The sequence below is a fragment of the Streptomyces sp. NPDC001056 genome (assembly GCF_053598955.1).
This window is the reverse complement of record NZ_JBSFLI010000002.1, coordinates 449,383-472,126: the sequence shown is the minus strand read 5'-3', so window position 1 is coordinate 472,126 and position 22,744 is coordinate 449,383. Positions and strand designations below refer to the sequence as shown.

Here is a 22,744-nt window from a genome sequence, read left to right as displayed (position 1 = left end):
GCGAAGGCTGAGCACGCGCCGAAGGCTGAGCACGGGGCGGGCGTCGAGGGCGCTTCGGGTGCCGAGGGCGCCTCGCGTGGCGAAGGCGTCGAGACTCCACCGCGCCCTCCCCCTGCTCCGCCGTGCCCGCCTCGACCGTCAAGGACCTGGTGCCCGGCGCGAAGCCGGCCGGCAAGGAGATCCCCTCGACCGACCCGAAGGTGCGCCGCACCTGCTCCTGGAACGCCCTGCACGGCTACGCGTACCACTGGCTCGACGTCTCCTACGAGATCAGCGGCTCCGAGCAGGAGGCGAAGCAGGAGTTCCAGCAGCAGGTGAGCAAGAAGACCGGCGGCGGCACGGTGCCAGGGCTCGGGGACAGCGCGTACTCCGTGGTCAACCTCTCCACCGAGGACAAGCAGCAGACCCGCGAGGGCGTGGTGATAGCCCGCGTCTCCAACGCCGTCGTGGTGGTGACGTACAGCGGCAGCGACTTCGACACCAAGAAGGCGCCGGGGACGGACGAGATCAACAAGGGCGCTATCAAGGTGGCACGGTCGGCGGTCGGGGGGCTCGGGGGCGGGCGGTCCGGACCCGGGTCCGGGTCCGGGTCCGGGTCCGGCTGATCGTTTCGCCCGCCCCCGAGGCGCGGCTCAGGCCGTGGCCCGCTCCCGGCCGCCCGTCGGCAGGGTCAGCACGAGGTAGAGCACCAGCGAGGTACCCAGGCCCACCGCCCAGCCGTAGTCGGCGAGCGGCGCGAGGGCCGGGATCGGGCGGCCGTCGTACAGCGGCTTGAGGCCGGCGCCGCCGATCGCGAGGACACCGCCGACGAGGAAGGCGAGGACCGCCCGCCAGTTCCAGCCGCCCGTGTACCAGTACCGGCCACCGGTGCGGTACAGGTCGGCGAGGTCCAGCCGGGTGCGGCGCACGATCCAGTAGTCGGCGACGAGGATGCCCGCGACGGTGCCCAGCAGCCCGCCGACCAGGCCGAGCCAGGTGAAGATGTAGCCCTGCGGGTCGGAGTACAGCTTCCACGGGAAGATCAGCACCGCGAGCACCGCCGTGATGAGCGCGCCGGCGCGGAAACTCACCTTGCTGGGCGCCACGTTGGAGAAGTCGAAGGCCGGGGAGACCAGGTTGGCGGCGATGTTCACCGAGAGGGTCGCCACCAGGACCGTGACCAGGGCGTAGAGCAGGCCGACCACGTTGTCGGTCTTCGCGGCCAGCTGCACCGGGTCCCAGACGGGCTTGCCGTAGACCGCCTGCGAACCGGAGGTGACCAGGACGGACAGGAAGGCGAAGAGCGTCATCGTGGTGGGCAGGCCGAGCGCCTGGCCCCAGGTCTGGGCCTTCTGGCTGCGGCCGTAGCGGGTGAAGTCCGGGATGTTCAGGGACAGCGTGGACCAGAAGCCGATCATGCCCATCAGGGACGGCCAGAACAGCTTCCAGAACTGCCCGCCCCAGCCGAGCCTGGACGGCTGGTCGAACAGCGGCCCGACGCCGCCCGCCCTGGACGCCATCCACCACAGCATCACGAACGCGCCGACCAGCACGAACGGCGCGGCCCAGTTCTCGAAGCGGCGGATGGTGTCCATGCCCCGGTGGATGATGGCCACTTGGAGCGCCCAGAAAAGGGCGAACGACAGCCACATCGTCCAGGCGTAGCCGCCGATGCGGGCCGCGTCCGACCAGCCGTCGCCGATCAGTTTCCCGGCGAGGAAGTAGATGGCCTCGCCGCCGATCCAGGTCTGGATGCCGAACCAGCCGCAGGCCACCAACGCCCGTACGACGGCGGGGAGGTTGGCGCCGCGCACGCCGAAGGAGGCGCGGGCGAAGACGGGGAAGGGGATGCCGTACTTCGGTCCCGCGTGCCCGGTCAGCAGCATCGGCACCAGGACGACCAGGTTGGCGACGGCGATGGTGAACACCGCCTGCTTCCAGTCCATGCCGACGGCGATCAGACCGGAGGCCAGCGTCCAGGAGGCGGTGTTGTGGGCCATGCCGACCCACAGCGCGGAGAAGTTGTACGTCGTCCATGTGCGCCGGGCGGCCGGTACCGGCAGCAGGTCCTCGTTGGCGTAGCGGCCGCTGGGCCGCGGCGCGCCGGGGGCGATCTCCACCCGGCCGTCGGCGAGGGTGACCTGGGTCGGCGGTGGTATGTGCGAGGGAGCGGTGTCGGTCATGGGCGGGCCCCAATCGGGAGATGAGGTGGGTCGGCGAAGGCCGTGCGGGCACCAGCCCCTCCCCGCGGGGAGGGCGGGGAGGGGTGACCAGGGGGTGGGGGGTTGGGGTGGACCCCCGAGGGGACCGGAGGAGGGAACCGGAGGAGGGAACCGGAAGAAGGAGCGGAGGAGGGGACGGCGGGCCTGGAGGTCAGGACCCGACGGCCGGGATCACCCGCGTGCCGTAGGCGTCGATGGTGGCCTCCTGCGCATCGTGCATGTCGTACACGGCGAACTGGTCGACGCCCAGGGCACGGAGCGCGTCCAGTTTCTCGATGTGCCGCTCGGCCGGGCCGATGAGGCAGAACCGGTCCACGATCTCGTCGGGCACGAACTCGGTGTCGGGGTTGCCGCTGCGCCCGTGGTGGGCGTAGTCGTAGCCCTGGCGGGCCTTGATGTAGTCGGTGAGTTCCTCCGGGATCTGCGCGGAGTGCTCGCCGTACTTGGCGACCAGGTCGGCCACGTGGTTGCCGACCATGCCGCCGAACCAGCGGCACTGGTCGCGGGCGTGGGCGAGCGCCTCGGGCGAGTCGTCGGCGGTGACGTACGCCGGGGCGGCCACGCAGACGGTGACCTCGCCGGGGTCCCGGCCCGCCGCCCGCGCCGCGTCCTTGACGGCCTTCACCATGTACTCGGTGAGGTAGAGGTCGGCCAGCTGGAGGATGAAGCCGTCGGCCTCCTCGCCGGTCATCTTCAGCGCCCTGGGGCCGTACGCGGCCATCCAGACGGGGAGCCGGGCGCCGGGGCGCACCCAGGGGAACCTGACGACCGTGCCGCCGCCCAGGTCGGCGGAGTCGCCCCGGCCGAGGGCGCGGATCACCTTCATGGCCTCGCTGATGCGCGCGAGGGTGTTGGGTCGGCGGCCCGCGACCCGCATCGCGGAGTCGCCGCGGCCGATGCCGCACACGGTGCGGTTGCCGAACATGTCGTTGAGGGTGGCGAAGGTGGAGGCGGTGACCTCCGGGGTGCGGGTGGACGGGTTGGTGACCATCGGCCCGACCGTCAGCCGCTCTGTCCGCGCGAGGATCTGGCTGTAGATCACGAACGGTTCCTGCCACAGCACGGCGGAGTCGAAGGTCCAGCCGTAGCGGAAGCCGTTGCGTTCGGCCCGTTGCATGAGCTCGATGACGCGGGAGGCCGGCGGGTCGGTCTGCAGGACGAGTCCGAAGTCCATGGGCGCTGCTCCTAGTCGAGGTACTGGCAGGTGGAGCGCGGGGTGTAGACGCCGTGCCCGGCGTGCCCGGTGTACTTCCGCCGGTCGATGACGGTCTCGCCGCGCGAGAGGACCGTCTCCACCCGGCCGGTGATCCGCCGGCCCTCGTACGCCGAGTAGTCGACGTTCATGTGGTGCGTCTCGGCGGAGATCACCTGCGAGGCGCCCGGGTCGTAGATCACCACGTCGGCGTCGGCGCCCGGGGCGATGGTGCCCTTCTTCGGGTACATGCCGAACATCCGCGCCGGGGTGGCGCAGGCGATCTCGATCCAGCGGCGGCGGGAGATGTGCCCGTCGACGACCGCCTGGTGCAGGAGGTCCATCCGGTTCTCCACGCCCGGCATCCCGTTGGGGATCTTGGAGAAGTCGCCCCGGCCCAGCTCCTTCTGGCCGCTGAAGCAGAAGGGGCAGTGGTCGGTGGAGACCACCTGGAGGTCGTTGGTGCGCAGGCCCCGCCAGAGCGCCGCCTGGTGCTCCTTGGGCCGCAGGGGCGTCGAGCACACGTACTTGGCGCCCTCGAAGCCGGGCTCGGCGAGGTTGTCGGTGGACAGGAACAGGTACTGCGGACAGGTCTCGCCGAACACGTCGAGACCGTCGTCGCGGGCCCGCGCCAGCTCGGCGAGCGCCTCGGCAGCCGAGACGTGCACGACGTACAGCGGCGCGCCGGCGACCTGGGCGAGCCGGATGGCGCGGTGGGTGGCCTCGGCCTCCAGCAGTGCCTTGCGGACCTCGCCGTGGTAGCGCGGGTCCCGCTCGCCGCGGGCGAGGGCCTGTTCGACCAGGACGTCGATGGCGATGCCGTTCTCGGCGTGCATCATGATCAGCCCGCCGTTCCCGGCGGCGCGCTGCATGGCGCGCAGGATCCGGCCGTCGTCGGAGTAGAAGACCCCGGGGTAGGCCATGAACTGCTTGAAGGAGGTCACGCCCTCCTCCACGAGCAGATCCATCTCCTTCAGCGTCTCCTCGTTCACATCGGAGACGATCATGTGGAAGGCGTAGTCGATCGCGCAGTTGCCCTCCGCCTTCTGGTGCCAGGCGTCCAGGCCCTCGCGCAGGGTGTGGCCGACGCTCTGGACGGCGAAGTCCACGATCGTGGTCGTACCGCCCCAGGCGGCGGCGCGGGTGCCGGTCTCGAAGGTGTCGGAGGCGTAGGTGCCGCCGAAGGGCATCTCCATGTGGGTGTGGCCGTCGACGCCGCCGGGGATGACGTACTTCCCGGTGGCGTCGATGACGTGGTCGGCGGTGAGCGCTTCCGCTGCGGGGGTGGCGGATGCCGCGAGGGCGGCGATGCGGCCGTCCTCGATGAGGACGTCGGCGTGGATCTCGTCGGACGCGGTGATGACGAGACCGCCGCGGATGATTTTTCGGCCGGTCATTGGTCCTCTCTCGTGGTCGGCTGCGGGTGAGTCGTGGCTGGTCGCGCCCGCGCGGCGCAGCCGCGGATCGAATACGGTCCCGCGCTCCTTCGGGACGCTTCTACGGAGCCGTCAGCGGGCCGTACGCGCCCGGAGCCCGGTCCCGGTAGAACTGCCAGCGGTCGCGGACCTCGCGGAGTTTGGCGAGGTCCAGGTCGCGGACGACCAGTTCGGTCTCCTTGTCGCTCGCGACCTCGCCGACGAACTGGGCCTCGGGGTCCACGAAGTAGGTCGTGCCGTAGAAGTCGTTCTCGCCCAGGTCCTCCACGCCGACCCGGTTGATCGCGCCGACGAAGTACTCGTTGGCGACGGCCGCCGCGGGCTGCTCCAGCTGCCACAGGTACTTGGACAGGCCGCGGGAGGTGGCCGAGGGGTTGAAGACGATCTCGGCGCCCGCGAGGCCGAGCGCCCGCCAGCCCTCCGGGAAGTGGCGGTCGTAGCAGATGTAGACGCCGATCCGGCCGACCGCCGTGTCGAAGACGGGCCAGCCGCTGTTGCCGGGACGGAAGTAGAACTTCTCCCAGAATCCCTGGACCTGGGGGATGTGGGTCTTGCGGTACTTGCCCAGATAGGTGCCGTCGGCGTCGATCACGGCGGCGGTGTTGTAGAGGACGCCCGGCTGTTCCTCCTCGTACATCGGCAGGATCAGGACGATGCCCAGCGCGCGGGCGAGGGACTGGAAGCGCTGGACGGTCGGGCCCTCGGGAATCCGCTCGGCGTAGTCGTAGAACGCCTTGTCCTGGACCTGGCAGAAGTAGGGGCCGTAGAACAGCTCCTGGAAGCACAGGACTTGGGCGCCCTGCGCGGCCGCGTCGCGGACCGCCTGCTCGTGGACCTGGATCATGGATTCCTTGTCGCCGGTCCAGGCGGTCTGGAAGAGGGCGGCACGGATCACTCGGCTCATCGGGACCTCCGGTAGCTGGGTGTGCGGTGAGCCTAGGAAGCGGGCGGGCGGGCTTCGACGGGCAGCGTGTCACGTCCCCGGGCCCTTCGCGTGCCACCGTGTCATGTCTGCGCGGGCCCATGTTTCACCGCCGTTTTCCCAGGTGATCGCAGGTTTCAGCGTTGTTGCGCGTCATGCGCGAGCAGCGCGATGTGCACGGAGGCGGCCTGTTCGAAGTCGTCCAGGTCGACGCCGAGGCGGCCCTGTATGGCCTCCAGACGGCGGTAGAGCGCGGGCCGCGAGACGTGGTGCAGCCGGGCGGTGCGGGATTTGTTGCGACCGGTGGCCAGATAGGTGCGCAGCACGCCGAGCAGTTCGGGTTCGGGCGCCCGCAGCAGCCCGTCCAGCTCCCGCTCCGTGAAGGCCTGCACATGCGGGTCGTCACGCAACAGCCGTACAAGGCCCCGCAGATGGACGTCCTTGAGGCGTACGACGACGGGCAGCCCGAGGGCCGTGGAGGAGCCGGCGACGGCCTCGGCGACATGGCGGGCCTCGCGCAGTCCGGCGGGAACCTCGTCCCAGACGGTGCGCGGGTCGGCGGCGGCGACCACCGCGGCGGGCTGCCCGGTAGCCTCGCGCAGCCGGGCCGCGAAGAGCGTGGTGAGGGCGTCGGCGGGCCGATCGCGCGGAAGGCTGAGCAGGACCGCGGTGACCCCGTCGGCCAGCTCGGCGGCAAGCCCGGACAGGCCCAGCACGCGCAACAGCCGGTCCAGCACGGCCGGTTCGGCGTCGGGCACGACGAGCGGCACGAAGGTGCGCAGATTGACCGGCAGCCCGGCGGCGCGGGCGCGGGGCAGCAGCTGGCGGGCCGGTACGACGCCGGAGACGAGGTCGGTCAGCAGGCTCTGCGCGGACTGCTCCTCCCAGCTCAGCGCGGAGCCGCCGAGCATGCGGTGCAGGACCAGCGCCTCGGCGGCCCGGTCGGCGAGCAGCCGTCCGGTGGCCGCCTCGCCCCGGTAGCCGCACAGCAGCAGCCGGCCCCAGAGCTCGCCGCGGCCGCCGAGTTCGGCGCGGACCCAGGCGTCGAGGGCGCCGCCGCCGGCCTGCCGGGCGACGCGCTCCCAGTCGCGCAGCACGTCGTCCACGGCGGAGCGCTCCCCCGCCGTGGCGAGGACGCGGTGGGCGAGGTTGGTGAGGACGACCGGGCAGGCGCTGTGCCGGGCGACCTCGTCGAGGAGCCGCTGGAGCGGGGCGCCGGCCGTGATCAGCGCGGTGAGATCGGTGCGTACCGCCTCCGACAGGCTGACGGCCGCGAACTTGCGCCGTACCAGCCGTGACTGCACCTCCTCGGTCAACTCCGCGAAGGGGAACGGGCGGTGCAGCACGACCAGGGGCAGTCCGCAGCGCTCGGCGGCGCGGCACATCACCTCGGGCGGCGCGGGAAAGGCCCGCCCGAGGCCGAGGACCACGGCGGCGGCCTCGGCGCGGTGCAGGGACTGGACGTAATCGGCCTGCTTGGCCTCGTCACCGGCGAGGAGCACGCCGGTGGTGAGCACCATCTCGCCGCCGGTGAGCATCACGCCCACGTCGGCGGCCTCGGCGACGTGCACCCAGCGCACCGGCCGGTCGAGACCGCCGGCACCGGCCACCACCTCCGGCTCCCCGGCGAGCACCCGCTCCAGCGTCAGCACCTGGCGCACGGAGAGGGCGGGTTCCGGCGGGGCCGCGGGACGGGACTCGGAGGTGGTGGTCATGGCCGTATCCCCTTGGTGCTCGGCAGTGCCAGGTGTCCCCTTGGTGTAGTACGTGTTTGTTACGAGTAAGCGCTCCGGAGCGCGTCCTCCAGGATGGCGGCGCCCTCCTCGGCCTCCGCGACGGTCAGCGACAGCGGCGGGGCGACACGCAGGGCGCTGGTGTCGTGGCCGCCGCCCTTGCCGATGAGCAGGCCGCCCGCGCGGGCCGCCTCCAGGACGGTGGCGGCCGCCTGCGGGTCGGCCTCTCCGGTGTCCGGTTTCGCCAGCTCGATGCCGATCATCAGGCCGCGCCCGCGGATCTCCCGTACCCCGGGCAGCTGGGCGGTGACGGCGCGCAGCCGCTCGATGAGCAGGCCGCCGACCCGGCGGGCGTTGCCCTGGAGGTCGTGGTCGAGGAGGTAGGCGAGGTTGGCGAGGCCGGCCGCCATGGTGAGCTGGGTGCCGCCGAAGGTGGAGATGCTGTTGGCGTCCAGGCAGTTCATGATCTCGGCGCGGGCGATGACCCCGCCGATGGAGGCGCCGTTGCCGAGGCCCTTGGCGAAGGTGACGATGTCCGGGGGGCCGCTGCGGGCGTGCGCCTGCCAGCCCCAGAAGTGGTCGCCGGTGCGGCCCCAGCCGGTCTGCACCTCGTCGGAGATCCACAGGATGCCGTGGGCGTTCAGCACCTCGCGGAAGGCGGCGTACAGGCCGTCGGGCGGGGAGGTGAACCCGCCGACGCCCTGGATGGGTTCGGCGATCAGCGCGGCCGGGGGCCGGGTGTGGCCGAGGACGTCCTTCAGGTCGGCGACACAGGCGTCGATGAAGGCGCGGTCGTCGAGGTGGGCGAAGGGTCCCCGGGTGCGGACGCCGCCGTGCACGTACAGGGTCCCCAGCGGGGACAGGGACGTCGGGGACCAGCCGCGGTTGCCGGTGACGCCGACGGTGGAGAAGGAGCGGCCGTGGTAGCTGTTGCGCATGGCCAGGACGCTGTTGGTGCGCCGGTACGTGGTGGCGAGCAGCAGCGCGGTGTCGTTGGCCTCGGTGCCGGAGGTGGTGAAGAAGACGCGGGCGTCGGGGATACCGCTCACCTGGGCGACGCGCTCGGCGAGTTCGACCATCGGGCGGTTGAGGTAGAGGGTCGAGGAGTGCAGGATGCGTCCGGCCTGCTCGCTGACCGCCTTGGTGACCTCGGGCAGCGCGTGCGCGGTCATCGTGGTGAGGATGCCGCCGAAGAAGTCCAGGTAGCGGTTGCCGTCGGAGTCCCAGACGTGGCGGCCCTCGCCGTGGGTGATCTCGATCGGGTCGTCGTAGTAGAGGGCGAGCCAGTCGGGCATCACCCTGCGGTGGCGGGAGTAGAGGTCGCTCACGGCTGCACCAGCCCTTCGTAGGCGTCGGGACGGCGGTCGCGGTAGAAGGCCCACTGCTGCCGTACGTCGTCGATGAGTGCGAAGTCCAGGTCGCGGACGAGGAGTTCCTCGGCCTTGTCGCCCGCGACGTCGCCGACGAACCGGCCCGTGGGGTCCACGAAGTACGACGTCCCGTAGAAGTCGTCGTCCCCGTACTCCTCCTGCCCCACCCGGTTGATGGCGGCGACGAAGTACTCGTTGGCCACGGCCGCGGCGGGCTGCTCCAGCTGCCACAGGTGGGCGGACAGGCCCCGGTGGGTGGCGGAGGGGTTGTAGACCAACCTGGCTCCGTTGAGCCCGAGTTGCCGCCAGCCCTCCGGGAAGTGGCGGTCGTAGCAGATGGAGACGCCGACCTTGCCGACGGCGGTGTCGAAGACGGGCCAGCCGAGGTTGCCGGGGCGGAAGTAGTACTTCTCCCAGAAGCCCTCGATCTGGGGGATGTGGTGCTTGCGGTACTTGCCGAGGTAGCTGCCGTCGGCGTCGATCACGGCGGCGGTGTTGTAGTAGAACCCGGGCTGCTCGATCTCGAACACCGGCGCGACGATCACCATGCCGGTCTCCCGCGCGAGGTCCCTCATCCGCCGCACGGTCGGCCCGTCGGGCACGGGCTCGGCCCACCGGAAGTGTTCCTTGTCCTGGACCTGGCAGAAGTAGGGGGCGTTGAACAGCTCCTGGAACCCGATGATCCGCGCGCCCCGCCGGGCCGCCTCGCGGGCGTGCTCCTCGTGTTTCGCCACCATGGACCCGGTGTCGCCGGTCCAGGTGGCCTGGACCAGCGCGGCGCGGACGACGTTGGCCATGAGGTGCTCCTTCGACACGACGTCAGAGCCTCTACGCCCGTAGAGCAGACCGTAGAGGCACGAACGTAAGCCTCCCGAGGCGCCTTGCCAAGACCATCGCCGCCAACCCGCCGATTCACACTCCGGTGGGTGAGCCGGGGCCCCGGGCCTGCTAGACGGCCGCCGGGGTGCAGTGCGTCGCCAGCTCGTCCATCGACAGGCCCAGTACGCCGGCCAGCGCGGCCACCGTGAAGAACGCCGGGGTCGGGGCGCGCCCCGTCTCGATCTTGCGCAGGGTCTCGGCCGAGACGCCCGCCGCGGCGGCGACGTCGGCCATGCTCCGGTCGCCGCGCGCCTCGCGCAGCAGCCGCCCGAGCCGCTCACCGCGCTCGTGCTCTTCGGGAGTGAGGGGGGTGCGCACCATGCGTCCATTGTGCCCGCTCCCCATTCAAATACCGCCCACACGCGTGCACCCAATTCAAATACCGGTATAGTAATTGGCCATGGTGGAACTGAAGACGGACGCGTCGATCGACGCGATGCATGCCGCGGGCCAGGTCGTCGGCCGGGCCCTGAGTGCCGTACGGGAGGCCGCGGGGGTCGGGGTCTCCCTGCTGGACCTCGACGAGGTGGCGCGGGAGGTGCTGCGGGCGGCGGGGGCCTCCTCGCCGTTCCTCGGGTACCGGCCCTCCTTCGCCCCGACCCCCTTTCCCGCGGTGATCTGCGCCTCGGTCAACGACGCGATCGTGCACGGCGTCCCCAACGGGTACCGGCTGCGCGACGGCGACCTGGTCTCCATCGACTGCGGGGCGCTGCTGGACGGCTGGGCCGGCGACTCGGCGATCAGCTTCACGGTGGGCCGCCCGCGCCCGGCGGACGTCCGGCTGATCGACACCGCGGAGCGGGCGCTGGCGGCCGGCATCGAGGCGGCCGTGGTGGGCAACCGCATCGGCGACATCGCGCACGCCGTCGGCCGGGTGTGCCGTGCGGCCGGCTACGGCGTCCCGCAGGACTTCGGCGGCCACGGCATCGGCCGCCGTATGCACGAGGACCCCGGCGTCCCCAACGAGGGCCGGCCCGGCCGCGGCCTCCCGCTGCGCCCCGGCCTGGTCCTCGCCATCGAGCCGATGCTGATCGCGGGCGGCCGCGACGACTACCACCCCGCCCCCGACGGCTGGACCCTGCGCACGAACGACGGCTCCCGCGCCGCCCACGTGGAACACACGGTGGCGATCACGGAGAGCGGTCCCCGGATCCTGACGGCGAGGGAGACGGCCTGAGGGGTGCGGAGGCGTATCGGTGTGCGGCTCCGCCGCGTGGGCGCGGCCGCCCACCACGGACCCGCACACCGCCGCCCCACCACGGACCGCACTCCGCCGCCCCGGCGCGCCCGCCCCCCGCTTGGGCGAACATGCCCACGCCCACACTTCATGCCATCGTGGGCATGAGCAGCCCCACCCCGGTTACCCGGCGGAGCCACCGTCAGCGAAGGAACGCAACGCCATGACCCACGGCTACCCTCCTGACCCCTTCGGCGAATTCCTCGCCCGCTTCTTCAGCGGCGCCGCCGGAGGTACCGGCACGCCCGGCCCCCGGCACATCGACATCGGCCGGCTGCTGAGCCAGCCGGCCCGGGAGCTGGTCAAAGGGGCGGCACAGTACGCGGCCGAGCACGGCAGCCGGGACCTGGACACCCAGCACCTGCTGCGCGCGGCCGCGGCCACCGAGCCCACCCGGAGCCTGCTGACCCGGGCGGGGGCCGATCCGGACTCGCTCGCGACGGAGATCGACGGCCGGGCGGGCCCGGCGCAGCACCCGCCGGGCGAGATCCCGGCGCCGACCTCGCTGTCCCTGACGCCCGCCGTGAAGCGGGCCCTGCTGGACGCGCACGACATGGCGCGCTCCAGCGGCGCGGGGTACATCGGCCCGGAGCACGTGCTCAGCGCGCTGGCCGCGAACCCGGACTCGGCGGCGGGGCACATCCTGCACGCGGCCCGGTTCTCGGCCGGCGCGCTGCCGCCGGAGGCACCGGAGGGCACCCCGGTGCGCGTGGAGCGGCAGCGGCCCACCACCACGCCCACGCTGGACAAGTACGGCCGCGACCTGACCGACCTGGCCGGGCAGGGCCGGATCGACCCGGTGATCGGGCGGGACACCGAGATCGAGCAGACCATCGAGGTGCTGTCCCGGCGCGGCAAGAACAACCCGGTGCTGATCGGCGACGCGGGCGTCGGCAAGACGGCCATCGTGGAGGGGCTCGCGCAGCGGATCGCCGACGGCGACGTGCCGGACCAGCTGGCCGGGCGGCGGGTGGTCGCCCTCGACCTGACCGCAGTGGTGGCCGGCACCCGCTACCGGGGCGACTTCGAGGAACGCCTGAACAACATCGTGGAGGAGATCCGCGCCAACTCCGACCGGCTGATCGTGTTCATCGACGAGCTGCACACCGTCGTCGGCGCGGGCTCCGGCGGCGAGGGCGGCTCGCTGGACGCGGGCAACATCCTCAAGCCCGCGCTCGCCCGGGGCGAGCTGCACATCGTGGGCGCGACCACCCTGGAGGAGTTCCGCCGGATCGAGAAGGACGCGGCGCTGGCCCGCCGCTTCCAGCCGGTCCTGGTGCCCGAGCCGACCGCGCAGGACACGATCGAGATCCTCCGCGGGCTGCGCGACCGCTACGAGGCCCACCACCAGGTCCGCTACACCGACGAGGCGCTCGTCGCCGCCGTGGAGCTGTCCGACCGGTACCTCACCGACCGGCGGCTGCCGGACAAGGCGATCGACCTGATCGACCAGGCGGGCGCCCGGGTCCGGCTCGGTGCCCGCACCAAGGGCACCGACGTGCGCACGATGGAGCGCGAGCTGGACCAGCTGGTCCGGGACAAGGACCAGGCGGTCGCCGACGAGGACTACGAAGAGGCCAAGCATCTGCGCGACCGGATCGCGGAGCTGAAGGGGCGCATCAGCGAGGCGTCCGGGGGCGAGCAGGCCGACGAGGGCCAGCTGGAGGTGACGGCGGAGTCCATCGCCGAGGTGGTCTCCCGGCAGACCGGCATCCCGGTCAGCCGGCTCACCCAGGAGGAGAAGGAACGGCTGCTCGGCCTGGAGGAACACCTCCACCAGCGGGTCGTCGGCCAGGAGGAGGCCGTCGCCGTGGTGGCCGAGGCGGTGCTGCGCTCGCGCGCCGGGCTCGGCAGCCCGAGGCGCCCGATCGGCAGCTTCCTCTTCCTCGGTCCGACCGGTGTCGGCAAGACCGAGCTGGCCCGCGCGCTCGCCGAGGCGCTGTTCGGCAGCGAGGACCGCATGGTCCGCCTGGACATGAGCGAGTACCAGGAGCGGCACACCGTCTCCCGGCTGGTCGGCGCCCCGCCCGGCTACGTCGGCCACGAGGAGGCCGGCCAGCTCACCGAGGTGGTGCGCCGGCACCCGTACTCGCTGCTCCTGCTCGACGAGGTGGAGAAGGCACACCCGGACGTCTTCAACATCCTGCTCCAGGTGCTGGACGACGGCCGGCTCACCGACTCCCAGGGCCGCACCGTGGACTTCACCAACACGGTCATCGTGATGACCAGCAACCTCGGCTCCGAGGCGATCACCCGGCGCGGTGCCGGGATCGGGTTCGGGCCGGGCGGCGCGGAGGCCGACGAGGAGGCCCGGCGCGAGCAGATCCTGCGTCCGCTGCGCGAGCACTTCCGGCCCGAGTTCCTCAACCGCATCGACGAGATCGTGGTCTTCCGGCAGCTCACCGGCGAGCAACTGCGGCGCATCACCCACCTGTTGCTGGAGAGCACCCGGCGGCTGCTGGACGGCCAGGGCGTGGGCGTGGAGTTCACGGACGCGGCGGTCGACTGGATCGCCGAGCGCGGCTACCAACCGGAGTACGGCGCCCGGCCGTTGCGCCGCACCATCCAGCGCGAGGTGGACAACCGGCTGTCGCGGCTGCTGCTGAACGGCACGATCTCCGAGGGCGACCGGGTCACGGTGGACGTCAGGGACGGGCGGCTGGAGTTCCGGACGCCCGAGCAGCCGGCGGCCGCCGCGGGACCGCGGCGGGCGTGAGAACCGTGTGCGAAGGCGCCGGGGACGAACCGTCTCCGGCGCCTTCGTCGTGTCCGCGGGTCCTACGGGGCCGGGTCCACGACCATCGCCGAGCCGCCGCCGCGTCGTACCTTCTCGGCCGCGGCCAGCCACCTGCCGTCGGGCAGCCGCTGCACACCGGTCGCGGCGCCGATCTCCGGGTTGAGGGTGAAGTGGTGGCCGATGGCCTCCAGCTGGGACCTCAACGAGCTGTCGTACAGGGCCGGTTCCAGGTCCGTCCGGGCCGCGTTGCGCTGGCTGGCGCGGGGCGCGGCGATGGCGTCGACCAGCGGCAGCCGCCGGTCGAGGAACTCGGTGAGGGTCTGCAGCACGGTGGTGATGATGGTCGCGCCGCCGGGCGAACCCAGCGCCACCACGGGCCGGTTGTGGGCGTCGAGGACGATCGTCGGCGAGATCGAGGAGCGCGGGCGCTTGCCCGGACCGGGCAGGTTCGGGTCGGGCACCGACGGGCTCGCCGGGGTGAAGGAGAAGTCCGTCAGCTCGTTGTTGAGCAGGAAGCCCCGGCCGGGCACGGTCATCGCGCTGCCGCCGGTCTGCTCGATGGTGAGCGTGTACGAGACGACGTCGCCCCACTTGTCGGCCACCGTCAGATGGGTGGTGTTCTGGCCCTCGTACGTCGTCGGGGCCGCCTCGCCGCCCCGGTCGCAGTCCTTCGGGTGGTACGGGTCGCCGGGGGCGAGCGGGCTGGTGAGGACCGCGTCGTCCTTGATCAGGCAGGCCCGCGAGTCCGCGAACCGCTGCGACAGCAGCTGACCGGTGGGGACGTCCTCGAAGGCGGGGTCGCCGACCCAGCGGCCGCGGTCGGCGAACGCGATCCGGCTGGCCTCGATGAAGTGGTGCAGGTACTGCGCCTCGCTCATCTTGGACAGGTCGGAGTTCTCCAGGATGTTGAGCGCCTCGCCGACCGTGGTGCCGCCCGAGGAGGACGGGGCGATGGAGTACACGTTCAGCCCGCGGTACGACGTCCTGGTGGGCGCCTGCGCCTTGGCGCGGTAGACGGCGAGGTCCTTCTCGGCGAGCTTGCCGGGGCGGGCGTTCCAGCCGGACGCCGGGTCCACGCGCGGGTGCTCGACCGTGTCGACGATGTCGTCGCCTATGTCGCCCCGGTAGATCGCGCCCATGCCCTTCCTCGCCAGCTCCTCGTAGGTGCGGGCGAGTTCGGGGTTCTTGAAGGTGGATCCGACGGCGGGCAGCTTGCCGCCGGGCAGGAACAGCGCGGCGGTGTCCGGGAAGTAGCGGAACCGCGTCTCGTTGGCGGCGGTCTGCGAGCGGAAGGTGTCGTCCACGGTGAAGCCGTCGCGGGCGAGGCGCTCGGCGGGCTTCAGGACGCTGCCGAGCGTCCGGCTGCCCCACTGGTCGAGGGCCGTCTGCCAGGTGGCGGGCGTGCCCGGGGTGCCGACGCTGAGGCCGCTGCTGACCGCGTCGTTGAAGGAGAGCGGCTTGCCGTTCTCCACGAACAGGCCGGAGTCGGCGGACTGCGGTGCCGTCTCGCGGCCGTCGATGGTGTGGACCGTGCGCGTCCTCGCGTCGTAGTAGACGAAGTAGCCGCCCCCGCCGATGCCGGACGAGTAGGGCTCGGTGACGCCGAGCGCGGCGGCGGTGGCGACGGCGGCGTCCACCGCGTTGCCGCCGTGCCTGAGTACCTCGATGCCGGCTGCGGTGGCGTCCTTGTCGACGCTGGCGACGGCACCGCCGTAGCCCACGGCCACCGGTGTCTTGCCGGCCGGTTCGCTCGTCTGCGGGGCGGGTGGCGCCGCGGCCCCCACCGTCATCACGGCGGCCGAGACCACCGTCAGAACCGCCAGCCTCCGCATGCCTGGACGACCCATCCGTACCTCCCGTCGGGACAGTCAGCGCAGCGTAGCCAGATTGTCACACCAACGACAGTACGCCTCGGTCCCCTGCCACACGACCGTCACAGTTCGAACACCGGTACGCCCGGGGCGTCTCGGCCCGCTAGCATGCGCGGCCATGAACGACGACGTGCGCAACATCGTCCTGGGGCTGGTGGCCACCGCCATCTCCGCCTCGCTCGGCTGGCTCGCCCGTACGTATCTGTGGCGCCGCAAACTCCGGCGCAAGCAGGCGTTCTTCGGGCTGCCGGAGCACGCGGAGTCACTGCTCGTCGTCAACCGCGACCCGGCCGCGACCGAACCCGCGGTGCACCGCTACGACGTGTTCGCGCTGCTGGAGCTGTCCGCGCTCATCAAGGAGTGCGGGGCGCACGCCGAGGTGGTCACGCAGGACGCGGTCCGTCAGGGCTTCGGCGAGCGCACCGAGTTCTGTGTGGGCGGGCCTGCGTCGAACCGCCGTATGGCCGCGCACCTGTCCGCGATGCTGCCGGGCCTGCGGGTCAACACCGAGCCCGAACCGGCCGCCGAGCGGTCCGCCTTCCGGATCGGCGGGGAGCACTACACGATGGAGCGGGGTCTGTCGGAGCATGTGCTGCTCGCGCGGGTCACCACCGGGGACCGGGCACGCCCGGTGTTCCTGTTCTGCGGCCAGAGCGCGATCACCAACCAGGCCGCGACCCGCTATCTGGCCCGCCATCACGAGCGGCTGGCCCGCACGTACCGCGACGACACCTTCGTACTGCTGCTGAAGGTCCTCAACTCGGCCGCGTACGGGCCGGACGTGGTGGAGCTGGTGGCGGACGTGACCCGGGCGGCGCGCAGTCCGATGCCGGAGCCGGAGACCGCCGGGACCGCTTGACGCCGGGCGGCGGTGACGGACCGTCGAGCGCAACTCGTCCGGCGCAGCTGACCTTCTCCTCGCCCGTGCGAGCAGTGATCTCCGGCTGCCGCCGGACGAGCCTGGCCCGTGTGAACTGCCGCCCCTCTCACGGCGCGGGAACCATGGGGTACCCGTCCGGCGGCAGTGCCTCCGTCCCGGTGCGGCGCGGCTTGATCACCTCACCACGGGGCGGAACGCACCATCGTAGTCGAGACGTCGGGAGCCGGGGATCCCGGCATGATGGTAGGGCCCTCGGGCTGCCGCCGGGGCCAGGTGCCGGACGTTCCCGCGAACCCGGGTAACGGGCGGGCCGCGAGGGGGTGTGACGGACGGGGACCGACGGGGCGCCGGGTGAACCGGCCGGTGCGCGTTGCCTGGTACGCCTTCTTCCAGTCGCCGTTCCTCGGTTCGATCAACGGATCGACGGCCATACGCAGCCCTACTCCACTCTCCGCTGGGTGGTGGTTGCCGCAAACTATCCAGCCGGCCGGGGAGTCGAGGGGCGACACGCACCTTTCCGGCATTAGCCGTATTTAAGGCCGCGTTGGGGAGACGGGACAGGTGGTGCCGGGTTCAGACCTCGGCGATCTCCCCGTACAGCTGGGACAGCTCGGGCACGCCGGTCGCGGCCCACTGGCGCCCGGCGTCCACGACCTCCACCTCGCGGCCGGAGGCGAGCCGCAGGACGGGCTCGCCGCCGGCGCTGATCCGCCAGACCGCGCCGGGTACGGTGCGCACCACGACGGTGCCGAGGTACAGCCCGGCGTCATGGCCCAGCGAGGTCAGCGTCTCGGCGTCGTCGCGCCAGCGCGGGACCATCTGGTCCAGGGCCTCCAGGGAGGCCGGGGAGTCGTCCAGGCGGACGCCGCCCCGGAGCGCCTGGGCGCGCAGCAGCTCGCACTCGGACAGCAGCGCGGCGACCGACTCGGGGTCGGCGGGCAGCGCGGGGTGCTTCTTGTGCCGTGGGCCCAGGAACGGAGGGTTCATGGACCCAGCGTGGCATCACACGTCGAGGTCGACCACCACGGGCGCGTGATCGGAGGCGCCCTTGCCCTTGCGCTCCTCGCGGTCCACGTAGGCGTCCTTGACGGCCTTGGCGAAGGGCGCGTTGCCGTACACCAGGTCGATGCGCATGCCGCGGTTCTTGGGGAAGCAGAGCTGGCGGTAGTCCCAGTAGGTGAAGGGGTGCTCGTACTTGAGCGGGCGCGGGACGACGTCGCTGAGGCCCGCCTCGCGCAGGGAGGTGAGGGCGGCGCGCTCGGCGGGGGTGACGTGGGTGGCGCCCTCGAAGGCGGCCGTGTCGTAGACGTCGTCGTCGGTCGGCGCCACGTTGTAGTCGCCGAGGACGGCGAAGGGGCGGCTGCCCTGCGCGTCGCCGAGGACGGCGGCGCGCAGGGCCTCGAACCACTGGAGCTTGTAGGCGTAGTGCGGGTGGCCCACCTCGCGGCCGTTGGGCACGTACACCGACCAGACGCGGACGGGGCCGCAGGTGGCGGAGATGGCGCGGGGCTCGGTCGCGCCCTCGTACCCGGGGTCGCCGGGCAGCCCCTTGACCACGTCCGCCAGGCCGACGCGGGAGAGCACCGCCACGCCGTTCCACCGGCCGGTGGCGTGCACGGCGGCCTCGTAGCCCAGCTCGCGCAGCGGCTCGGCGGGGAACTGCTCCTCGGCGACCTTGGCCTCCTGGAGGCAGAGCACGTCGGTGCCGCTGCTCTCCAGCCAGGCCAGCAGGCGCGGGAGGCGGGCGGTGATCGAGTTCACGTTCCAGGTCGCGATGCGCATGTCCCACAACCTACCCGGCGGGTACGACAACCCGGTCCCGCCCGCCTCAGACCTGGGCGGACACCCCTGGGGCGAGCCGCTGGTGGTCGGTGCCGCCCAGCGCGCCGATCTGGTGGTCGTAGATCGGCCGGGCCAGGTCGGTGAGCAGGGCGTCGTGGATGTCGTAGGCGCGCCGCGGGCGCACCTCGCGGACGTAGTCGATCACCTCGGCGATCTTGTTCCAGGGTGCCATGACGGGGAGCATCAGCGTCTCCACGGGCTGGTCCGGAACCGTGAGGGCGTCACCGGGGTGGAAGACCTTTCCGCCGTCGAGCAGGTACCCGACGTTGGTGATGCGCGGGATGTCCGGGTGGATCACGGCGTGCAGCTCGCCGTGCACCTGCACCTCGAAGCCGGCGGCGGTGAAGGTGTCACCGTGCCCGACGGTGTGCACGCGCCCGGGGAAGGCCGCTGCGATCCGCTCCGCGACGGACCGCAGCGTCCAGATCCGTGCGGCCGGGTTGCCCTCCATCGCCGCCCGCAGCCGGGGCTCGTCGAAGTGGTCCGCGTGCTCGTGCGTCACGAGGATCGCGTCCGCCCCGAGCGCGGCGTCCTGCTCGCTGAACCCTCCGGGATCGATGACGAGCACCTGCCCGTCCTTCTCGACCCGGACACAGGCATGGGACTTCTTGGTGAGCTTCATGGCTCACCATCCTGCCGGAGGGGGTGGTGGGACGCGTGGGGACGGGGGCGGCCGCCGTGGGCCGCCCCTCACTCCGCCGGGGTCGTCTCCTCCTGGATGATCTGCTGGGCGATCCGGAAGGCGCTGCCCGCCGCGGGGAGACCGCAGTAGAGGGAGGTGTGGAGGAGGATCTCGCGGATCTCGTCGGGGGTGAGGCCGTTGCGGAGGGCGGCGCGGGTGTGGGAGGCGAGTTCCTCCAGGTGGCCGCCGGCGATCAGCGCGGTGAGCGTGACACAGCTGCGGGTGCGGCGGTCCAGGCCCGGCCGGTCCCAGATCTCGCCCCAGGCGTAGCGGGTGACGAACTCCTGGAAGTCCTCGGAGAACCGGTCCGCCCCGGCCAGCTCCTGGTCCACGTGCGCGTCGCCGAGCACCTCCCGCCGGATCTTGAGCCCGGTGTCGTACCGGTCCGCGCGGTCCGCGAGCGGCTCCGTCACCGCGGCGGGCGCGATCTCCGCGACCGGGACCACCGCCTGCGGCGGCACCACCGGCAGCGGCGCCGTGCCCGAGGCGCCCGGCAGCGCGATCTGCCCGGTGTCGTACGGCTGCTGCCAGGCGGTCGAGAAGTGGTGGACCAGCAGGTCGGTCACGGCCGCCGGCTGCTCGACCGGCACCAGGTGCGAGGCGCCCGGGACGACCGCGAGCCGCGCGTCCGGGATGCCCGCGACCAGCGTGCGGGCCTCGGCCGGGCCGGTGACCTGGTCCTCGGAGCCGACCAGGACCAGCGTCGGCACGCCCACCCGCCCCAGCTCGGCCCGCACGTCGAACGCGGCGAGGGCCTCGCAGGACGCGATGTAGCAGCCGGGGTCCGTGGTGCGCACCATCTGCACCGCCCACTCCGTGATCGCGGGCTGCGCCGCCGCGAACCCGCCGGTGAACCAGCGGTCGGGGGAGGTCCGCGCGATCGGGTCGAGACCGTTGGTGCGTACGATCACTCCGCGCTGCCGGAACTCGTCCGCCGTGCCGAACCGGGGCGAGGCCGCCACCAGCGCGAGCGAGGCCACCCGCTCCGGGTGCCGCAGCGCCAGCTCGATGCCGATCGCGCCGCCCAGCGCACAGCCCGCGTAGCCGAAGCGCTGCACGCCCAGCGAGTCCAGGGTCGCCAGCAGGCGGGCGCTCAGCTCCGCCACGGAACCGGCCGGATGGGCGGGCGCCCCGCCGTGGCCGGGCAGGTCGAACCGGAAGACCCGCCACTGCTCGGCCAGCTCCGGGACCTGCCGGTCCCACATGTGCCATGTGGTACCCAGTGAGGGACCCAGGATCAGGACCGGAGCGTCTTCTGGCCCGTCAAAGCGGTATTGCAGGGTGTTCGGGGGTGTCTCACTCACGCCCCAGACCCTCTCACGTCTCACGAAATCTCACACGGCCGGGGGAATCCTGTGACCCGATGCATCCGCGGCTCGACTCGTCGGGCACTGCCGACGGCCTCGTCGATCGAGTGTGAGCCTCTCAGCGTGCACGCGCGCCCCTGACGCAGCGTGGCCTGCTGGCCGCGCTCTCGCCCGGTCCTCACGTCGACGCGCTGCTTCCTTCCTCAGCACAGCTGCCAGCCGTGCTGAGTTTGCAGCAAAGCGGGTGGCACCGTCCCGAAGGTCGGGACGACGTAGCGGGAAACCGTTCTGTCCACTCCGGTCAGCACCTGATAACCACCCCTTGGGATACGCCGCCGGCCTCACGCGCGACCGTTCACCTCACCGTGCGGGCCATCCCATGTGGTGGCGGCTTCGCGGAGGTCTTCCCCGTCTGGCCTCACGTACCACTTCTTCGTGGTCTTCACGGTCGCGTGCCCGGCCCACCGGGCGAGGATGTGATCCGGCACACCGTTGTCGGCAAGGAGGTGCACGGCGTTCTCGCCGTCCCAGTAGATCTCCGGGATCTTCAATCCGATCACCAGAGGCCCCCAACTCCCTCGCAGTGGAAGACCGGAGCGGTGGCGGAGGAGCCAGCGCAGAAACAGCCGACTGCACGAGTGGACGCACAGGCATAGCTTCGAAGCGAAGCAACACAGCGCGGGATCGCCGGTTCGCCCGGCCCGCCCGGAAGCCGTCCGGGGCTACAGGCCGACGTCACGGCTGCGGATGTCCTCCAGGGATTCGCGGCGTACGAGGAGGCGGGCGGATCCGTCGCGGACGGCCACCACCGGCGGACGGCCGACCAGGTTGTAGCCGGAGGCCATGGACAGGTGGTAGGCGCCGGCCACGGGGACGGCGAGCAGGTCTCCGGGGCGTACGTCGGCAGGGAGATCCGCGTCGGCGGCCAGAACGTCGCCCGCCTCGCAGTGCCGGCCGACCACGGTGAGCCGGGCGCGGTCCGCCGTGCCGTGCCGGCCGATCAGACGCGGCATGTACCGGACGCCGTACAGGGCCGGGCGCGGGTTGTCGCTCATTCCGCCGTCGACGGCCACGAACACGTGCTCGGCGGTGTGCTTCACGGACAGGACGCGGTAGACGGCGATCCCGGCGGGTCCGACGATCGCCCGTCCCGGCTCGATGATCATCCGGGGAACGGGCAGTCCGGCCGCCGTGCAGGCGTCGGCGAGTTCCGCGCGGACCTTGCGGGCCAGCGCCGTCAGGTCCAGGGCGGGCTCACCGGGGCGGTAGGCGATGCCGTGGCCACCGCCGAGGTCGAGTTCGGGCAGGACCAGTCCGTGCTGCTCGTGCAGGCGGGCCATCAGGCCGACCAGGCGGCGCACGGCCACGAGGTACGGCTTGACACTCGTGATCTGAGAGCCGAGGTGGCAGTGCAGGCCGGTGAGTTCCAGCTGGGGCTGGTCGAGGATGCGGGCGATGGCGTGCTGGGCATAGCCGTCCGCGATCGACAGGCCGAACTTCTGGTCGTCCGTTCCGGTGCGGATCTTCTCGTGACCGCCCGCGTTGATTCCGGGCACCACACGCACCATCACCTTCTGGTGCCCGTCCGGCCCGACGGCGGCGGCCAGCCTCGCGATCTCCGAGGGGCTGTCGATCACGATCCGGCCGACGCCGAGGCGCAGCGCGGTGTCCAGGTCGCGCGGCGACTTGGCGTTGCCGTGCACCACGATCCGCTCGGCCGGAAAGCCGGTGGTGACGGCGAGTTCCAGTTCACCGGCGGAGCAGACGTCGAGGCCGAGGCCCTCCTCGTCCGTCCAGTGGGCCATGGCCCGGCACAGGAACGCCTTGGCCGCGTACACGATGTCGGCGTCGGGGAAGGCGTCCCGGTAGGTGCGGCAGCGGTCGCGGACCTCGGCCTCGTCCAGGACGTAGACGGGGGTGCCGAAGCGGTCGGCGACCTCGGCGAGCGGTACGCCGCCCACGGCGAGGTCGCCCGGGCGGGGCTCGGTGGCGGACGCGGGCCATACCGCCAACTCAGCCAATGCAGTGACGGGTTCGTGAACCGTGGTCATCGTGGCCTCCCCTTTCAGGTGGCGAACGCCGGTGCCGGCGCGGGCATCGGCCTTGGGGCCGGGGCGGTGAGCTGCGGGTCCACCGTGACGGTGGTGACACCGAGCGGAGCCGCCAGCGCCCGCAGTGCGGGCTCGGCGAGGCGGATCCACGCCTGGTCGGCGCCGAGGGTGGTGGTCAGGCGGAGTGCGGAGGTGAAGCCGACGGCCGTGCGGTCGCCGAGCGGGGTGCGGAAGAGCCGGGCCGCACAGCCGGAGGGGCCCGGCCGGACCGGGACGTAGAGGGGTCCGGCCGGGGACGGATCGGAGGGCTCGGGGTCTTCGCCGTAGTGGAGTCCTGCCATGGGGTGCCTCCAAGAAGGCAGGGAGTGTGGGGTCTGGGGTGCCCCGGACGCGGGGAGGCGGAC

General features: G+C 72.2%; 19 protein-coding genes and 1 pseudogene. 4 read left to right on the top strand and 16 right to left on the bottom strand.

What is annotated here, in order from left to right; all coding sequences use genetic code 11:
• Positions 1 to 605, top strand: a pseudogene (locus ACWDD7_RS04675) (hypothetical protein); the annotation flags it as partial.
• Positions 606 to 632: 27 nt separating this feature from the next.
• On the opposite strand, the gene ACWDD7_RS04670 reads toward ACWDD7_RS04675, so the two are convergent.
• The 8 genes from ACWDD7_RS04670 to ACWDD7_RS04635 form a co-directional block, all read right to left on the bottom strand.
• Complete coding sequence (locus ACWDD7_RS04670; protein ID WP_351878932.1) at positions 633 to 2,162, bottom strand: NCS1 family nucleobase:cation symporter-1; 1,530 nt, start codon at positions 2,160 to 2,162, stop codon at positions 633 to 635.
• A 190-nt stretch (positions 2,163 to 2,352) separates the two neighbouring features.
• Positions 2,353 to 3,375, bottom strand: a complete 1,023-nt coding sequence (locus tag ACWDD7_RS04665) for a TIGR03842 family LLM class F420-dependent oxidoreductase (protein WP_450456345.1) — start codon at positions 3,373 to 3,375, stop codon at positions 2,353 to 2,355.
• Positions 3,376 to 3,386: 11 nt separating this feature from the next.
• Entirely contained in the window at positions 3,387 to 4,790 is a 1,404-nt protein-coding gene (gene hydA, locus ACWDD7_RS04660; RefSeq protein WP_450456344.1) for a dihydropyrimidinase, read from the bottom strand.
• Positions 4,791 to 4,890: 100 nt separating this feature from the next.
• On the bottom strand, positions 4,891 to 5,733 hold the full coding sequence (locus tag ACWDD7_RS04655; protein WP_285552554.1) for a nitrilase-related carbon-nitrogen hydrolase: 843 nt from the start codon (positions 5,731 to 5,733) through the stop codon (positions 4,891 to 4,893).
• 155 nt (positions 5,734 to 5,888) lie between these two features.
• A complete protein-coding gene (locus ACWDD7_RS04650) occupies positions 5,889 to 7,466 on the bottom strand; it encodes a PucR family transcriptional regulator (RefSeq protein ID WP_450456343.1) in 1,578 nt (525 codons plus the stop codon).
• A 59-nt stretch (positions 7,467 to 7,525) separates the two neighbouring features.
• Positions 7,526 to 8,779 carry an aspartate aminotransferase family protein gene (locus ACWDD7_RS04645; protein WP_450456358.1) on the bottom strand — a complete coding sequence of 418 codons (1,254 nt, stop codon included), beginning with the start codon at positions 8,777 to 8,779 and terminating at the stop codon, positions 7,526 to 7,528.
• A 29-nt stretch (positions 8,780 to 8,808) separates the two neighbouring features.
• Positions 8,809 to 9,651 carry a nitrilase-related carbon-nitrogen hydrolase gene (locus ACWDD7_RS04640; RefSeq protein ID WP_450456342.1) on the bottom strand — a complete coding sequence of 281 codons (843 nt, stop codon included), beginning with the start codon at positions 9,649 to 9,651 and terminating at the stop codon, positions 8,809 to 8,811.
• A gap of 151 nt (positions 9,652 to 9,802) precedes the next feature.
• Positions 9,803 to 10,054 carry a helix-turn-helix domain-containing protein gene (locus ACWDD7_RS04635; protein ID WP_450456341.1) on the bottom strand — a complete coding sequence of 84 codons (252 nt, stop codon included), beginning with the start codon at positions 10,052 to 10,054 and terminating at the stop codon, positions 9,803 to 9,805.
• A gap of 79 nt (positions 10,055 to 10,133) precedes the next feature.
• On the opposite strand from ACWDD7_RS04635, the gene map reads away from it, so the two are divergent.
• Positions 10,134 to 10,910: a type I methionyl aminopeptidase gene (map, locus tag ACWDD7_RS04630; protein ID WP_351878955.1), complete on the top strand. Its 777-nt coding sequence runs from the start codon at positions 10,134 to 10,136 to the stop codon at positions 10,908 to 10,910.
• Between the two features lie 223 nt (positions 10,911 to 11,133).
• On the top strand, positions 11,134 to 13,686 hold the full coding sequence (locus ACWDD7_RS04625; protein ID WP_450456340.1) for an ATP-dependent Clp protease ATP-binding subunit: 2,553 nt from the start codon (positions 11,134 to 11,136) through the stop codon (positions 13,684 to 13,686).
• Between the two features lie 62 nt (positions 13,687 to 13,748).
• Here the strand turns inward: ACWDD7_RS04625 and ggt are convergent, their stop codons facing one another.
• The gene (gene ggt, locus ACWDD7_RS04620; protein ID WP_450456339.1) at positions 13,749 to 15,554 is read right to left on the bottom strand and encodes a gamma-glutamyltransferase; all 1,806 of its coding nucleotides are present in this window, start codon (positions 15,552 to 15,554) and stop codon (positions 13,749 to 13,751) included.
• A 142-nt stretch (positions 15,555 to 15,696) separates the two neighbouring features.
• Here ggt and ACWDD7_RS04615 point away from each other — a divergent pair, with 142 nt between their 5' ends.
• Complete coding sequence (locus ACWDD7_RS04615) at positions 15,697 to 16,437, top strand: hypothetical protein (RefSeq protein ID WP_450456338.1); 741 nt, start codon at positions 15,697 to 15,699, stop codon at positions 16,435 to 16,437.
• 594 nt (positions 16,438 to 17,031) lie between these two features.
• On the opposite strand, the gene ACWDD7_RS04610 is transcribed toward ACWDD7_RS04615, so the two are convergent.
• The 7 genes from ACWDD7_RS04610 to ACWDD7_RS04580 form a co-directional block, all read right to left on the bottom strand.
• Positions 17,032 to 17,445, bottom strand: coding sequence for a DUF6278 family protein (locus ACWDD7_RS04610; RefSeq protein ID WP_351881431.1), 414 nt, complete (start codon positions 17,443 to 17,445; stop codon positions 17,032 to 17,034).
• 15 nt (positions 17,446 to 17,460) lie between these two features.
• Positions 17,461 to 18,240 carry an exodeoxyribonuclease III gene (locus tag ACWDD7_RS04605; RefSeq protein WP_450456337.1) on the bottom strand — a complete coding sequence of 260 codons (780 nt, stop codon included), beginning with the start codon at positions 18,238 to 18,240 and terminating at the stop codon, positions 17,461 to 17,463.
• Positions 18,241 to 18,286: 46 nt separating this feature from the next.
• Positions 18,287 to 18,922, bottom strand: coding sequence for an MBL fold metallo-hydrolase (locus tag ACWDD7_RS04600; protein WP_392211837.1), 636 nt, complete (start codon positions 18,920 to 18,922; stop codon positions 18,287 to 18,289).
• Positions 18,923 to 18,990: 68 nt separating this feature from the next.
• Positions 18,991 to 20,286 carry a bifunctional 3-oxoadipate enol-lactonase/4-carboxymuconolactone decarboxylase PcaDC gene (gene pcaDC, locus ACWDD7_RS04595; protein ID WP_392211836.1) on the bottom strand — a complete coding sequence of 432 codons (1,296 nt, stop codon included), beginning with the start codon at positions 20,284 to 20,286 and terminating at the stop codon, positions 18,991 to 18,993.
• 344 nt (positions 20,287 to 20,630) lie between these two features.
• Entirely contained in the window at positions 20,631 to 20,840 is a 210-nt protein-coding gene (locus ACWDD7_RS04590) for a hypothetical protein (protein WP_450456336.1), read from the bottom strand.
• 171 nt (positions 20,841 to 21,011) lie between these two features.
• Positions 21,012 to 22,340 carry a diaminopimelate decarboxylase gene (lysA, locus tag ACWDD7_RS04585; protein ID WP_450456335.1) on the bottom strand — a complete coding sequence of 443 codons (1,329 nt, stop codon included), beginning with the start codon at positions 22,338 to 22,340 and terminating at the stop codon, positions 21,012 to 21,014.
• 14 nt (positions 22,341 to 22,354) lie between these two features.
• Positions 22,355 to 22,681, bottom strand: coding sequence for an SAV_915 family protein (locus ACWDD7_RS04580; protein WP_450456334.1), 327 nt, complete (start codon positions 22,679 to 22,681; stop codon positions 22,355 to 22,357).
• Positions 22,682 to 22,744: the final 63 nt, after the last annotated feature.